14 protein-coding genes are annotated in these 15,925 nt (G+C 37.4%); 3 read left to right on the forward strand and 11 right to left on the reverse strand.

The window, feature by feature from the left end; all coding sequences use genetic code 11:
• Positions 1–86: 86 nt before the first annotated feature.
• The 7 genes from P7D84_RS03975 to P7D84_RS04005 all read right to left on the reverse strand — a co-directional run bounded on the left by P7D84_RS03975 (position 87) and on the right by P7D84_RS04005 (position 7,119).
• Complete coding sequence (locus tag P7D84_RS03975; RefSeq protein ID WP_311805108.1) at positions 87–1,250, reverse strand: class I SAM-dependent methyltransferase; 1,164 nt, start codon at positions 1,248–1,250, stop codon at positions 87–89.
• Between the two features lie 161 nt (positions 1,251–1,411).
• A complete protein-coding gene (locus P7D84_RS03980) occupies positions 1,412–1,642 on the reverse strand; it encodes a YkuJ family protein (protein WP_010740403.1) in 231 nt (76 codons plus the stop codon).
• A gap of 104 nt (positions 1,643–1,746) precedes the next feature.
• Complete coding sequence (locus tag P7D84_RS03985; protein WP_311805161.1) at positions 1,747–2,655, reverse strand: NAD(P)-dependent oxidoreductase; 909 nt, start codon at positions 2,653–2,655, stop codon at positions 1,747–1,749.
• 19 nt (positions 2,656–2,674) lie between these two features.
• The gene (locus tag P7D84_RS03990) at positions 2,675–3,913 is read right to left on the reverse strand and encodes a glycosyltransferase family 4 protein (RefSeq protein WP_311800160.1); all 1,239 of its coding nucleotides are present in this window, start codon (positions 3,911–3,913) and stop codon (positions 2,675–2,677) included.
• Between the two features lie 15 nt (positions 3,914–3,928).
• Positions 3,929–4,972 (reverse strand): LTA glycolipid anchor biosynthesis glycosyltransferase, IagA/BgsA family, encoded by a 1,044-nt coding sequence (locus P7D84_RS03995; RefSeq protein ID WP_311805109.1) that lies wholly within the window; start codon positions 4,970–4,972, stop codon positions 3,929–3,931.
• A 153-nt stretch (positions 4,973–5,125) separates the two neighbouring features.
• Complete coding sequence (ptsP, locus tag P7D84_RS04000) at positions 5,126–6,853, reverse strand: phosphoenolpyruvate--protein phosphotransferase (protein WP_311800162.1); 1,728 nt, start codon at positions 6,851–6,853, stop codon at positions 5,126–5,128.
• Positions 6,853–7,119 (reverse strand): phosphocarrier protein HPr, encoded by a 267-nt coding sequence (locus P7D84_RS04005; protein WP_137609395.1) that lies wholly within the window; start codon positions 7,117–7,119, stop codon positions 6,853–6,855. The genes ptsP and P7D84_RS04005 overlap by 1 nt, the downstream gene beginning before the upstream one ends.
• Positions 7,120–7,554: 435 nt before the next feature.
• Between P7D84_RS04005 and P7D84_RS04010 the strand changes: the two genes are divergently transcribed.
• Entirely contained in the window at positions 7,555–9,780 is a 2,226-nt protein-coding gene (locus P7D84_RS04010) for an ATP-dependent Clp protease ATP-binding subunit (protein ID WP_311805111.1), read from the forward strand.
• A 153-nt stretch (positions 9,781–9,933) separates the two neighbouring features.
• The gene (locus P7D84_RS04015; RefSeq protein WP_311805113.1) at positions 9,934–10,230 is read left to right on the forward strand and encodes a DUF1827 family protein; all 297 of its coding nucleotides are present in this window, start codon (positions 9,934–9,936) and stop codon (positions 10,228–10,230) included.
• 73 nt (positions 10,231–10,303) lie between these two features.
• On the opposite strand, the gene P7D84_RS04020 is transcribed toward P7D84_RS04015, so the two are convergent.
• The 3 genes from P7D84_RS04020 to P7D84_RS04030 all read right to left on the reverse strand — a co-directional run bounded on the left by P7D84_RS04020 (position 10,304) and on the right by P7D84_RS04030 (position 14,703).
• The gene (locus P7D84_RS04020) at positions 10,304–11,881 is read right to left on the reverse strand and encodes a peptide chain release factor 3 (RefSeq protein ID WP_311800165.1); all 1,578 of its coding nucleotides are present in this window, start codon (positions 11,879–11,881) and stop codon (positions 10,304–10,306) included.
• A gap of 209 nt (positions 11,882–12,090) precedes the next feature.
• Positions 12,091–13,467: a hemolysin family protein gene (locus P7D84_RS04025; RefSeq protein WP_311800166.1), complete on the reverse strand. Its 1,377-nt coding sequence runs from the start codon at positions 13,465–13,467 to the stop codon at positions 12,091–12,093.
• A 111-nt stretch (positions 13,468–13,578) separates the two neighbouring features.
• Entirely contained in the window at positions 13,579–14,703 is a 1,125-nt protein-coding gene (locus P7D84_RS04030; protein ID WP_311800167.1) for an AI-2E family transporter, read from the reverse strand.
• A 76-nt stretch (positions 14,704–14,779) separates the two neighbouring features.
• Between P7D84_RS04030 and P7D84_RS04035 the strand changes: the two genes are divergently transcribed.
• Positions 14,780–15,214 carry a GNAT family N-acetyltransferase gene (locus P7D84_RS04035; protein ID WP_311805115.1) on the forward strand — a complete coding sequence of 145 codons (435 nt, stop codon included), beginning with the start codon at positions 14,780–14,782 and terminating at the stop codon, positions 15,212–15,214.
• A gap of 79 nt (positions 15,215–15,293) precedes the next feature.
• Here the strand turns inward: P7D84_RS04035 and ntdP are convergent, their stop codons facing one another.
• Complete coding sequence (gene ntdP, locus P7D84_RS04040; protein WP_311800169.1) at positions 15,294–15,827, reverse strand: nucleoside tri-diphosphate phosphatase; 534 nt, start codon at positions 15,825–15,827, stop codon at positions 15,294–15,296.
• Positions 15,828–15,925 lie beyond the last annotated feature (98 nt).

Raw genomic sequence — 15,925 nt, forward strand, 5'->3', positions numbered from 1 at the left:
CGAATTCATCTGACTTATTCTACTATAAAATTACTTTGGTAATCAAATGAATTTTTCAACAAAAAAAGAAACGGCATTGCCGTTTCTTAAACATTCCGATGCATCGGAATCGTATTGTTATTCGGATGAACCAATAAATATTGAATGACATCGATATTACTTGCTTGGAACGATGCCGCACATGCTTGCAGATATAAATCCCACATACGATAAAAGGCTTCATCTTTTTGTTCGATAACTTTATCAGCTACTTGATGAAAATTCTTTGTCCAATGTTCTAATGTATATTGATAATCACGGCGCAAACTTTCAAGATCAAGTAATTGTAAATCATTTTCAGTAATATGTCCGACTAATTCTGTTACTCCTGGAATATATCCACCTGGGAAAATATATTGATTGATCCAGGCATTTTTTGCACCACCTTGTTGGCGACTGATTCCATGGATCAATGCTGTTCCATTCGGTGCTAAATGCTGACTGACGATATTGAAGTACTCTTGTAGATTTTCATTACCCACATGTTCAAACATCCCAACACTTGTGATATGATCAAACGTTCCTTTTAAATCACGATAATCCATCAATTCAACTGAAACAATCTCTTCTAAATGTTCTTTTGCAATAACTTCTTGGATATGTTGGTATTGTTCTTCACTCAAAGTAATTCCTTTAGCTTTTACATGGTATTCCTTTGCTGCAGTCAAAATCAATGTTCCCCAGCCGCATCCGATATCTAATAAAGTCTCATTAGGCTGAATGAACAGTTTATCTAAAATATGATGGACTTTATTGATTTGTGCCTGTTCCAAAGTGTCTTCTGGCGTTTTGAAATACGCACAAGAGTAAGTCAGCGTACGATCTAACCACATTTCATAAAAATCATTTCCTAGATCATAGTGACTATGGATGTCATGGGCTGATTGTTTTTTCGTGTGTTTTTCCTTTGGCATCCATTTTTTAAAATTATTATTATGGAAAAAACCATTTGCTTGATTATACACATCATAGATCAATGCTTGTACATTACCTTTGATCTCAATCTTCTTGTCCATATATGCTTCACCTAATGCCAACGAAGCATTGCTGATTAATTCCTTCACTGGAATCTTTTCATTAAAAATGATCTCAAAGATCACTTCACCCTCTGTATTCCCATACTCCTTGACAGAACCATCCCAAAAAGTTACTTGCGTTTTTTGAGAAAAAGATGGTTTAAATAATTGATTGTATACTTCTTTATCTAACATAGCATTGCCCCCTCATGATATTTTCTGACTAAAATCTAATAAATTCAAAAGATTTGTCCGAAATTTTCAGAAAAAAGAGAGCATTATCATGAAAATTTAATCAAAAATCATATGAAACCCTTTTACTTTAAAAAGAGTATAAAAAAAACGGGTTTCCCCGTTTATTGAATCAAATCATAAATTTCCATCGCAACGATGTCAATATTATCAAATTGGTAAGATTGTTTGCTGTCGCTTTCGGTTAGCTCAAATGTCTCTGTTGTATTATCATAAGTTACAGTACATTTTTCCACGCCTTCTTTTTCAAAACGTCGTAATTGTACTTCATTATCAGTCGATTCAGTCATTGCTTCTAAGCGTTTAATAATGGCAACTAATTGTGAATGTTTCATCTAGATGCCCCCCTTCTTCTCAATTCTGTCTTATTGTATCAAATCCAATCGTATCTTGCATTGATTTTTACCAATTAATTTATGATTTTTTTTCTAAATCTAACTTAAGATTCGGACCACCATAATTTGATCAGTGCTTGTGTCCCGTCATTTTCAAAGCCTTCACTAGCCAAGCGCTCATAAAGTGTGGCTGCTAGTTTTGTCGCAGGTAACTCAAGTTGCATTTTCTCAGCTTCATCAAGAGCTATTTTTAGATCCTTAATAAAGTGTTTAACAAAAAATCCTGGCGTGTAATCTTCTTTTAAAATTCGCGGAGCATAATTTGCCATCGACCAGTTTTGAGCTGCACCGCCAGCTAATGTGTCTAACACTTTCGGTACATCTAAATTCGCTGCTTTCGCATAAACTAACATCTCAGTCATCCCAGTCATCGTTCCAGCAATCATGATTTGATTGGCCATCTTAGTATGTTGACCGGCACCTGCTGCACCTTGCAATGAATAACTTTTTCCCATGATTTCAAATAATGGGACTACTTGGTCATAAGTCAGTTGATCGCCGCCGACCATAATCGTCAACGTCCCATTTTGTGCGCCTAAATCGCCACCAGAAACTGGGGCATCTAGTGCAGCAGCGCCTTTTTCTTTAGCCGTTTGATAAATTTTTTCTGCAAGAGTTGGTGTCGAAGTCGTCAGATCTACAAAGATCTTTGCTGTAATATCTACAGAGAAAATCCCATTTATTCCATAATAGATTTCTTCAACATCGCTTGGATAGCCGACCATTGAAAAGACTATCTCACTGGCTGCAGTGATCTCTGCCGGTGTTTCATGCCAAACAGCACCATTAGCCACTAATTCATCTGTTTTACTCTTTGTACGATTGTACACTGTCACTTCATGACCTGCAGTTAAAAAATGCTGAACGATCGATTTTCCCATAACGCCTGTACCGATGAATCCAATTTTCATATTGTCTACCTCCCAAAAAAATAATCCATCTCCAGTATACATGAAGAGATGGATTTCGGCTTTATTTATCTTCGCCATTTCTAAACGAATTGATTCTAACACGCATTTTTTGGACAGTTCGAGTCGGTACTCTTCCTTCACTGTGGTGTTCAGCATAATAAACAAGCATTTCTTGATAAAATTTCAATACCTCGTTGCCAAATCGTTCCGCAGAGATCTCAATCAACTTATTTTGACGAATTTGTGGATCTAAAGGGATCTGTTGCTGAACATAACGGATAAAACTATCACTGAAGTCTTCATCCTTTTCAAAAGTGGTTCCTAAAGAATCATCATCTAATAACTGATTTAAATAGTCATTACCTTCAACAACACATTGAGTTCCTGAAGCAATCGCTTCGGCATAGGTCAATCCTTGTGTTTCTGAAGTTGATGCACTGACAAAGTAATCTGCTGCATGATAATAATACGCTACGTCTTCATGGGAAACTTCTCCAGTAAATTGAACATATTCATCGATACCCAATTCATGGGTCATTTCTTCCAATTCTTCTCGATAAGGCCCTTTCCCCACGATTACAAGTCGCGCTGTTGGATAACTCATCAGGATGTCTGAAAACTGCTGAACGATAATATGGATATTTTTTTCATAAGAAATACGGCTCAATGAGAGAATCATCAATTCATCTTTTTGGATGCCTAACTTCTCTCTTAAATGATCAGTATCTTCTTTGGTAATCTCTGGACGAATAAATTTTGCGACTTCAATGCCTGTCGGGATAATCCGCATTGGGATATCTACTTCATAACGTTTTAATGTATCTACTACACGTTTACTCGGACAGACGACTCCTGTTGAATGATTGATAAACATTTTAATGAAATGTTTAACGTGAGTAGGTCTAACAACTTTTCCATTGGCAATATAATGCAGATAATCTTCATACATCGTGTGATACGTATGCACCACCGGGATTCGTAAGCGATTGGCGACCATTTTCCCTAAAAAACCGGCACCAAATTCTGTATGAGTATGGATAATTTCTAATTCTAATTCTTTGGCGATTCGATAAGCAAACCAAATTCCTCGTACGACGATCCGACGATCTGTGAAAGAAACAAAAGGAACACTGGGCATTCGAACAATGTCTTTTTCAAACTCATCTGCCTCTGGATCTGTTGTTGTAAAGATATATACTTCATGACCTTGTTTTTCAAGTTCATTTTTTAATGTTCTGATTGACGTTGCTACCCCACTGACTTGAGGGAAATAAGTATCTGTAAAAAAACCGATTCGCACGTCTATTCCTCCAAACTATCTCGTGACTTTTGCATAAATCTGATGATCATAAGGTTGTTCTAAGACTGCTTGATAAACAGCTTTCAACTCTTCACCAATTTGCGTGATACTTTTTTCTTGCGCGGTTTTGAAACCAGCCATCGAAAGATTTGGCAACTGATGCTCAACCAATTGATGGATCAAGTGTTCAAATTCTTGATTGTTATTTCCCATGTAACAATTTTTATGATCCTCCATCCACCCATCATAGACTGGAATATTTCTCAACAAAACTTGCTGTTGACTTGCTAAAGCTTCCAAGACCACGATTCCTTCTGTTTCTTCATAAGAAGGAAAGAAGAACAAGTCTGCACCTGAATAGGCTCCTTCAATCAAATCCCCGTTGATATAGCCTGGGAAAAGTACATTTTTAGGATGATCTTTTTTTACAACTTTACGAATATTCGCTGGGATTGAAGCCATCGGTACATCACCAAACCAAATAAACGTATAGTCAGGCATTTTTTTCGCCAGCTCAACAAAATCCAAGATCCCTTTCCGCTCAAAAAACAACCCAACACAAATAATCACTTTTTGTGTTGCTGTTAAATTAAAATACTTACGAAAAGCTGCTTCTTTTTTTTCATCAGGATAATATTTTTTTAAATCAATGCCATTTGAAATCGCTGAAATTGGCTGAGTCAAGCCATAACTGCGCAATAATTTTTTTGAATAAGGAGTCGGAGTGATCAAGTGATCTGCTTGTTGATACAATCCAACTAACCATTTTTTCACTAAAGGAGCCAACTGGTTCGAACCGATAAATGAATTACGAAAATCTTCTTCTGTCGAATGCGCATGAAAAATGACTTTTTTTCCCATTTTTTTCGCCTTTCTCACTAGGTGTAAACTTTTGGGTCCATACGTATTAATATGTAACAGATCATAATCTGTCGCTTTAGGATCAAGTGTATATTCAATGCCTACAGAAGATAGGGCTCTTTTTTGATGGCTTAAAGCACGACCAATGCCCGATTTTCCAATCATATTTTGGCCTTCAAAGTAAAGTAATATTTTCATATGCTGCCTCCTTAAAAACAAATCAATTATATCATAAGGTTTTGAGCTTTATCTCAACCTATGGTCTGATTTTAATGTGAAAAAGAACCTCTTTTTATGTATGAATACAAAAAAACCGTTGCCTAAAATAGACAACGGTTGATGTTTCTTGGTTTATTTTACGTATTGCTTAACTAATTCTTCGACTTCTTCCATCGTATCGCATTCTTTCAATGCCTTGTCAGCTAATTCAGCCATATCAGTTGTTGATAGACGTTTCATCAAGCTACGAGTTCTAAGAACAGATGTCGCACTCATAGAGAACTCATCTAATCCCATACCCATTAATAATGGAACAGCCGTTTGGTCGCCGGCCATCTCGCCGCACATACCAGCCCACTTACCTTCAGCATGAGCTGCATCAATTACGTTTTTAATCAAACGTAAGATAGATGGATTGTAAGGTTGATACAGGTATGATACGCGTTCATTCATCCGGTCAGCTGCCATTGTATATTGGATCAAATCATTGGTTCCAATACTGAAGAAGTCTACTTCTTTGGCAAACTTGTCAGCCAATACAGCTGCAGCAGGAATTTCGATCATGATTCCGACTTGGATCGTGTCAGAAACTTTCACGCCTTCTTTAACAAGTTTTTCTTTTTCTTCATTGAACAATTTCTTCGCTGCACGGAATTCTTTTAACGTAGCAACCATTGGGAACATAATCCGTAGATTACCATAAACAGATGCGCGTAATAATGCACGTAATTGTGTACGGAACATATCATCGCCTAGTTCAGATAAACTAATACGTAATGCACGATAACCCAAGAATGGATTCATTTCGTGAGGTAACGTCAAATATGGTAACTCTTTATCGCCACCGATATCCATTGTACGAACGACTACTGGTTTGTCACCCATGCCTTCTAAAACAGCTTTATAGGCTTCAAATTGATCATCTTCTGTTGGGAAATCTGAAGAATCCATGTACAAGAACTCAGTACGATACAAACCAATCGCTTCTGCGCCATTGTTATGAACACCTTCAAGATCTTTTGGTGTACCGATATTGGCAGCTAGTTCAAAATGTTTGCCGTCAGCAGTAACAGTTTCAGCATCTTTCAGCTTATCCCATTCTGCTTTTTGCGTTGCGTATTCTTCACCAGCTTTTTTGTATTCAGCTGCTTGTTCATCTGTAGGGTTCACGATTGTTTCACCAGTAATCCCGTTAACTGCAAGCAAATCACCATCTTTAGCTTTAGCGGTGATTTCTTTTGTTCCAACGATCGCTGGAATCTCTAAAGAACGAGCCATGATTGCTGAATGAGAGGTACGACCTCCGATATCAGTAACAAAAGCCTTTACAAAATTTTTATCTAATTGGGCAGTATCACTTGGAGTCAAGTCATGTGCCACAACGACAACTTCTTCATCGATCATCGATGGATCTGGCAACGTCACGCCTAGCAAATGTGCCAATACACGTTTTGTAACGTCACGAATATCTGCCGCACGTTCTTGCATATAAGCGTTATCATCCATCGCCTCGAACATGCCGATATACATATCAGTTACTTCTTTAAGAGAGCTTTCAGCATTTACTTTGTTGTCTTGAATATGTTGTTTGATTTGGCCAATCATTTCTGGATCTGAAAGAACCATTAAATGGGCATCAAAAACTTGTGCTTCTTCTTCACCTAAGCTCTTTGCTGCTTTATCCCGAATTTTTTCTAATTCAGCAGAAGAAGCTGCCAAAGCGTCGTCTAAACGCTTTTCTTCGGCAGCAGTGTCTTCCACATTATTTTGTTTGAAAGATAAATCCGGTTGTACTAGCAGATAAGCTTTCGCAACGGCAACGCCATCACTTGCGGCAATACCTTTTAGTAATTCAACCATTATTCGGATAATCCTTCCTTTTTCATTGTTTCTACGATTGCTTCGATTGCTTCTTTTTCGTCAGCACCTTCAGCAGTGATAGTAACATCAGAACCTTGGCCAACACCTAGAGACATAACTCCCATGATTGATTTAAGGTTAACTGATTTTCCTTTATACTCTAAGTTAATGTCAGAGTTAAATTTGCTTGCAGCTTGCACTAATAAAGTTGCAGGACGTGCATGAATCCCTGTTTCTGCTACTACGTGAAAATCTTTTTTTTCCATATTGACCGTTCTCCTTTATAAGAAAAAATCTTTTTTATGTTAGGGCTTTAATGATAACAACAATCATTTCGGGCCCTTCATTTCCTTAGATTACCATTTTTTTGCGGTGGATACAACAATTTTAGACGATTTATTCCAACCAGATGTATCCCCTTTCTTTAAAAAATCGTACTAAACGTCTTACACCTTGATTTATTCCGTTTTCATATTTATTCCATAACAAACCTAAGGAATAAACGGGAAAAATTGGTTTTTTAGCACTCTCATACATCGAATGCTAAATTTAAAAGCAAACTGTTTGCTTTTATCAAAAATCTCGTTATAATTATTTTTAAGGTCAGCAATGGTCAAAAAATACTCAGCGTATCTTTTTACTAGATTCGCTTACTCGATGTACAATGGAAGAAACAATCAACTATTGAAAGGGTGAAAAAAATGCTTTGCCAAAATTGTCATGAAAATGAAGCAACCATTCATTTATATGCAAATGTCAATGGTCAGCGAAAACAGCTGGACTATTGTCAAAGTTGTTATCAAAAATTGAAAAATCAAGCTGGAGGTGCGCCCCAAATGGCAGGAAATGATCCTTTTGGTTTTGGAAGTTTAGATGATTTATTCCGTTCGATGTCTCAACAAATGCAGCAGCGACAAGGCGCTGCTGATCAAACTCCACCAACCCAATTTGGCGGTGGCAACGGAATGAACAATCAACCTCCCCGCGGCAATGGCGGTGGCGGTCTATTAGATGAATATGGTATCAATATCACTGGTCAAGCACGTGAAGGAAATATTGATCCTGTTGTTGGACGTGATGAAGAAATCCAACGTGTGATTGAGATTTTAAATCGCCGTACAAAAAACAATCCTGTTCTGATCGGAGAACCTGGTGTCGGTAAAACAGCAGTCGTGGAAGGCTTAGCCCAAAAAATCGTTGATGGTGACGTACCACAAAAATTGATGGACAAAGAAGTGATTCGTTTAGATGTCGCTTCACTTGTGCAAGGCACAGGAATTCGCGGACAATTTGAAGAACGGATGCAAAAGTTGATCGAAGAAATTCGTCAAGCTGAAAATATTATCCTTTTCATCGATGAAGTCCATGAAATTGTAGGTGCTGGTGCAGCAGGTGATGGCAATATGGATGCTGGCAATCTGTTAAAACCCGCACTGGCACGTGGCGAGTTACAAATGGTCGGTGCTACGACATTAAATGAATACCGTATCATTGAAAAAGATGCTGCATTAGAACGTCGGATGCAACCAGTTCGTGTTGAAGAGCCTTCTGTCCAAGAAACAGTGGAAATCTTGAAAGGACTGCAACCACGTTACGAAGATTATCATCATGTGAAATATACAGAAGAAGCAATCAAAGCAGCGGCAGAATTATCCAATCGTTATATTCAAGACCGCTTCTTACCGGATAAAGCAATCGACTTATTGGATGAAACTGGCTCGAAGAAAAACTTGACGATCCAAATCGTCGATCCAAAAACAATCGATAAAAAATTAGCAGAAGCAGAACAACAAAAATCACAAGCATCACAAGAAGAAGATTTTGAAAAAGCAGCCTATTACCGAGATCAAATCAATAAGTTACAAAAGATGAAAGAACGTCAATTAACTGATGAAGAAACGCCGGTCATCACTGAAAAAGATATGGAGAAAATCGTTGAAAAACGTACAGGAATCCCTGTCGGTGAATTAAAAGAAAAAGAACAGACTCAATTGAAAAATCTTGCTACCGACTTAAAACAGCATGTCATCGGACAAGATGAAGCTGTTGATAAAGTCGCAAAAGCAATTCGCCGTAACCGTGTCGGTCTAAACAAGAAAAATCGCCCAATCGGCTCGTTCTTATTTGTTGGTCCAACTGGTGTAGGTAAAACTGAACTTGCGCGACAATTAGCAGAAGAATTATTCGGCTCAAGTGAATCGATGATTCGTTTTGATATGAGTGAGTATATGGAAAAACACAGTGTTTCTAAATTAATCGGTTCTCCTCCAGGTTATGTAGGTTATGAAGAAGCTGGTCAATTAACCGAACAAGTTCGCCGTCATCCCTACAGCTTGATTTTGCTAGATGAAATTGAAAAAGCTCATCCAGATGTGTTGCATATGTTCTTGCAAATTCTTGACGATGGTCGTTTGACCGATTCACAAGGTCGAACAGTCAGCTTTAAAGATACCATCATTATTATGACTAGCAATGCAGGAACAGGTAAAATTGAAGCAAACGTTGGTTTTGGTGCTGCAAGAGAAGGAATCACTCGTTCTGTCTTAGGACAATTAAAAGATTTCTTTGCTCCAGAATTCTTGAACCGTTTTGACGGTATTATCGAATTCAGCCCATTAACAAAAGAAAACTTAATGAAGATTGTTTCCTTGATGTTGAACGATGTGAACGAAATGTTAGCTGCACAAAAACTTCACATTGATGTTCCTGATATTGTCAAAGAAAAATTAGTCGATCTTGGTTATGATCCTGCAATGGGTGCCCGCCCTCTACGCCGGACAATCCAAGAAAATATCGAAGATGGGATTGCTGAATTTTATTTGGATCATCCAACAATCACTGATCTGAAAGCAAAATTGGATAAAGAAGACCACATCATCATCACTTCAAGACCAGAGCGTTTAGTTAAAGAAGAAAAAAATAAATAGTAGATAAATGGAGGGGCAACTTAACTGTTGTCCCTCCATTTCTTAGTAAATTCTTTAATTATTCTCATCGGAATGAGCATCCCTCTTCTTTTTTGCTAATCTTTCTTATATAATTACTTTATAAAATAGGACTTAGAAAGAAGGTGTTTCGGAATGAAACTTGTCAATGTAACAAATAGTCATTCAAAAATGGTTTATAATCAACTGGAAAATACAGATGCCAACATGATAAAAGTCTATACAATTGGGAATACTACCGTCATTTATACTGATGCCTACAAACACGCAGAGATTGTTTTGAAAAATAGTAAACGAAACATCCAGCCATCAGAAATTGATTTTGTACATAAATATTTCAAAAAGAAATTGGATCAAAGATCTTATGACTTTGCAAATATCTCTTATTTAGAAGCGCCTGGTCTGATTGAAATGTCAATAACTAAAAAATAGTTGCGGCTAAAAGTCGCAACTATTTTTTTGATCCATATAATGACTGTTTTCTTACAAGTCTTGTTTTACAGATTTACATTAAGCTCTTCAATTCCACATCGGGATACTTGTCCGCAAACCAACGCATCGCAAATTGATTTTCAAATAAAAACAGCGGTTGATCAAAACGATCTTTGGCCAAGATATTTCGACTTGAACTCATCCGTTCGTCTAATTGTTCTGGATCGATCCAGCGTGCAATTTTGTGTCCCATCGGTGTCATCACGACTTCAGCGTTATATTCATTTAACATACGATGTTGAAAGACTTCAAACTGCAACTGCCCTACCGCACCAATGATGTATTCATCTGTCAAGTAAGTTTTATATAATTGGATTGCGCCTTCTTGGACCAATTGATAGATTCCTTTATGGAATGATTTTTGCTTCATCACATTTTTTGCAGTGACTTTCATAAATAGTTCTGGGGTAAATGACGGAAGTTCTTCATACGCGACATTTAATTTTCCTTCGTATAAAGTATCCCCAATTTGATAATTCCCCGTATCGTAGACCCCAATGATATCTCCTGCGACCGCTTCTTCAACATTTTCTCGCGTGTCTGCCATAAATTGAGTAACATTGCTCAATTTCATTTTTTTCCCAGTGCGTCCCAATGTAACATCCATTCCTCGTTCAAATGTTCCTGAACATACCCGAACAAATGCAATTCGATCACGGTGATTTGGATTCATATTGGCTTGAATCTTAAAGACAAATCCTGAGAATTCTTCTTCATAAGGAGAGATTGGTTCGTCTGCATCTGTTTTATGCGCATGGGGTTTTGGCGCTAGTTGAACAAATGTTTCTAAAAAGGTCTCAACACCAAAATTGGTCAAAGCTGAGCCAAAGAAGACTGGTGTTTGATCTCCCCGTTCAATTTTTTCAAGATCAAATTGATCACCTGCTTCACGGACTAATTCAACTTCGCCTAAAACATCTTCATAAATTGATTTTTCTTTCAAGGGATGATCTTCTGCAATCTCGCCATCGGTCAACTTTATAAAACGTTCGCCTTCATATCGCTCTGGGCGATAGAATTCAATCCGTTCATTATGAATATCATAGAGTCCTTCCAATCCTTTTCCCATACCGATTGGCCAATTCATTGGATATGATTCGATATCTAATAACTCTTCCAACTCTTCTAGCAATTCTAGCGGTTCCCGTCCATCACGGTCCAGTTTGTTAATAAATGTAAAGATCGGGATTCCACGGCGTTTGACAACTTGGAAAAGTTTTTTCGTTTGTGCCTCGATCCCTTTAGCACTATCGATTACCATTACAGCACTATCGACAGCCATCAATGTCCGATAGGTATCTTCAGAAAAATCTTCGTGTCCTGGCGTATCCAAAATGTTTACTCGTTTGCCAGCAAAATCAAATTGCATCACAGAACTAGTAACTGAGATGCCCCGTTGTTTTTCAATATCCATCCAGTCAGATTTTGCAAAGTTGCCAGTTTTTTTCCCTTTAACGGTCCCTGCTTGACGGATTGCTCCACCAAATAAGAGTAATTGCTCAGTGATTGTCGTTTTACCCGCATCCGGATGGGAAATGATCGCAAATGTCCGGCGACTGTCCACTTGTTGTTTTAAATTAGGATTGTTCATTCTATTGCTCCATTCATTTATCTAAAATATCTTTCAAATTTCAACCCAATCAGTATAGCATGGATTTTACTCTGTTGGAAAGTTGAAACGCTCTTTGATTTGGTTCATTTTGCTTAAAACATACCGTTATCAACGTCTTTTTCTTACTAGTAGCTAAGCGACAAAAAGAAAACATTCTGCCACGCAGAATGTTTTCTCTATCTCTTCGATTAACGACGTGGTTCATCATCTTCAAAATCTTTTGTGAAAAAGCGGCGCTCTTCTTCGGGTTCAACATTTTCATGATCATCAGGATGAAAAATCGCTCGCAGTGTCAAAACCCGTGAGCCTTCCATTTCTTCAGAGATCAATGTCAAATCCTCTACATCAAAGGAAAGTTTCTCCCCTTCATCAGGGATCGTCCCTAAAGCAGTAATTAGATAACCTGCCATCGTATCCACGTCACTCATATGCAGATTCAAATCAAATTCTTCATTGAATTCATCAATCAGCATCTTCCCATTAATCAAGTATTCATTGTCAGCGACTTTTTCATAAAGCTTTTCAACTTCATCTGATTCATCGTCGATTTCTCCTACGATTTCTTCTAACAAGTCTTCTAAAGTGACCAAACCAACCATACCGCCATATTCATCAAGTAAAATCGACATTTGATTTTGAGTCTTCTTCAGCTCATAAAGCAAATCGTCAATAAAGATTGTTTCTGGCACGAACAACGGTTCTTGTAAAATCTTACGCAATTCAACATTTTCAAAACCAAATTGACGAGCGGCTTTTAATAATGTTTTAGTGTGCAGGATTCCTACGATTTTATCTTTGTCTTCATTATAGACCGGAATTCGAGAGTAGCTTTCATTCAAGATTTCATCAATATTTTCTAAAACAGGATCATTGATATCGATCATGAAAGAATCAGTCCGCGGAACCATTACTTCCCGAGCTACTTTAGTATCCAACGAGAAAACGCCTTGTAACATTTCGATTTCTTCGTTGTCCAATACACCTTCATTTTCTAACATATATCGCATTTCGTCTCGGGTCATTTTCGTGTCTTCATCATCAAACGTCATTGGAGTCAACTTAGCCAATGTGTTGGTGGAAGCCGTCAATAACCAAACGAAAGGTTTTGTGATCATTCCTAATTTACGAACAACACCAGAAGTAAGTTGTGCGACTTCTTCGGTTTTGGTCATGGCAATTCGCTTGGGATATAATTCTCCAAATACAATCGAAACATAAGTCAATAAAAGCATGACGATCACTGTAGCAAGTGTCCGTGCAGCTGCGCTCCCACCTAATAGAGGGGCTAAACGAGTAGACAAACTATCTGCCAAAGAGGCCCCTGACAAGATGTTGACTAACGTAATCCCAACTTGAATCGTTGATAAGAAATTATTCGGACTTTGAATAATCTCTAGTAATTTTTTCGATTTTAAGTTGCCTTCTTCTGCTTTTTGTTCTACTCGGTTTTTATTGACCGATATCACCGCAATTTCAGCCGCAGATAAAAATCCGTTGAATAACGTTAAAACGACTAATAAACTTAGTTGTAAGATTAACGACTGACTATCGGGGTCAGCATTCATAATTGCATTCGCTCCTTAGTTTAAAGTGTAAAAAAAGTGGCACAAGGCCACAGTAAAATCGTATCACATCGCTTGTTTTTATGCAATCTTTTCCAAACGAAGAGTCTGTTACTAATGTAAAAATTCTTGCTCCCGTTCTTCTTGTTTGCTTTGTTTTACGATCTTCACGATAAAAACGATGACTGTTCGTAAAATAGCATACACTGGAACTCCTAAAAAGACACCTAATAATCCAGCAAGTTTTCCCGCGACTAATAAAATTAAAATAATAGTTAATGGATGGATGTTCAATGTTTTTCCGATTACATTTGGATAGATCACATTGCCATCTACTTGTTGAACGATTAACACGATCAAGATACATAATAACGCTTTGTAAGGAGAATCAAAAAAAGTATAGACTAATGCTGGCGCCAAACCGAGATAAGGACCTAAGTAAGGGATCAGATTGGTCAACCCCGCAATCACACCGAACAAGAACGCATAATCTACACCAATCAATAAGTAACCTAAAAAGGTAAAGGTGCCGACAAATACACATTCAATCGCCTGTCCACTGATGTAATTTGATAATGTCTTGTTTAATTGTTGCAGCAAGCCCTTAACATTTTTTTGCTGTTTTTCAGGAAAAAGTCGTTCGATATTTGGAACAAGCTTTTCTCCATCTTTTAACATATAAAATAAAATAAACGGCACCGTAATTAATAATAAGACTACTGTAGTGATCTTTCCTATGATTGAGCCTAACCCGTTGGTCACGCTGGTTAATGATTGTTGGATAATACTGCTAGCTGAGACATCAAAATTGCTGATATAGTTATCCACATCCAACTCTTTAAACAATGGAAAGCGCGTCGCACTATTTGCCATTTCTTGCAGCCACGTTTGCATGTTTTCAACAAATCCTGGAATATTCTTAGCTAATGAGATTAATTGCTCCACCAAATTCGGAATCATACTCAGAAAGATCAAGACAATCAGCCCGATTAATAAAACAAAGATCAACGCAATGGCGACCAATCGTTTGACGCCTAATTTTACTAATAGATTCACTAAGGGATTCAATAAATAATACAAGAAGCCGGCAATTAAAATCGGTGAAAACAACGTGGTGAAAAATGTACCGATCGGTTGAAAGACAAAATCGATTTTTGATGAGACCAAGATTACTGTTACGATGATCAACACCTCAATAGACCAAAACATCAATTTTGAATTTTTTATTTTTTCAAACATCCATCTACTCCTTTTTTTAGATTTAGTTTATAGTATACATCATGTAATGCAAAATCCGCTTGAAGAAGGTGTCATTATGAAAATTTTAATTACTAAAGATACAATGAGTGAGATCTATCTCGATGCTGTTCGGATTCGCCAAAAAGTATTTGTGCAAGAACAAGGAGTTCCTACTAATTTGGAGATCGATAAAAATGAAGCTTATTCCGTTCATTTTGTTCTTTATACCGCTGATAATAAACCAGCAGCAATTGTTCGCTTATTACCGTTAGATGAACAAACATTCAAATTACAGCGCATGGCCGTCTTAAAAGAATACCGTGGGAAAAAACTAGGGGCTAAGATTATCGCTGAAGCAGAGTCATTCGCCCAAAAACAAGCATTCAAAAAGATCGAACTAGGTGCCCAACTGACTGCTGAACCTTTTTATCAAAAATTAGGCTATACCGCTTATGGCGAGATTTTTCAAGATGCGGGCATCGATCATATTCATATGAAAAAAGAATTTTAAGAAAGTATTTTACTTTGATTTTTTACAATCACCGCAGCAAAAAAGGCTATACCAAGTTGTTTGGTATAGCCTTTTCTTTCTACTTTCGCGACAATTGCTTATAACGATCATACCAAATATCAATATAGCCTTGGGAAAATGGCCCCTTTTCATTGTTAATCCAGTCTACTAAGATTTTGACATTTTCCTTGAGGATGTAATCAATTTCTTTAGAATAATGCATCTGCTGACTATGGGCTTCGTATTCATCTACGTCTAATAACCGTTTTTCACCATCTGGAAAAACTTTGACATCTAAATCATAATCAATGTACTTAAGTGCCTCGTCATCTAATACATAAGGTGATGCTAGATTACAATAATAAGAAACTCCCTTCTCTCGAATCATTGCTATTATGTTGAACCAGTATTTTTGATGAAAATAAACGATCGCTGGTTCACGAGTGACCCATCTTCTGCCATCAGATTCTGTGACCAACGTATGGTCATTCAGGCCGATCAGTGAACACTCGCTTGTTTTCAATACCATGGTATCACGCCACGTTCGATGCAAACTGCCGTCGTGTTTGTAACTTTTGATCGTTACAAACTCTCCTTCTTTTGGTACTTTCATAGCTACCCTTCCCTCAGCGAAACGATCATTTCGCATTTGTTTGGGTGTTATCACACCGACATCAGAATTATTATAGCAATAAAATGTAAGATTGCCTA

The organism is Enterococcus dongliensis (assembly GCF_031927985.1).
Taxonomy (GTDB): Bacteria; Bacillota; Bacilli; order Lactobacillales; family Enterococcaceae; genus Enterococcus_A; species Enterococcus_A dongliensis.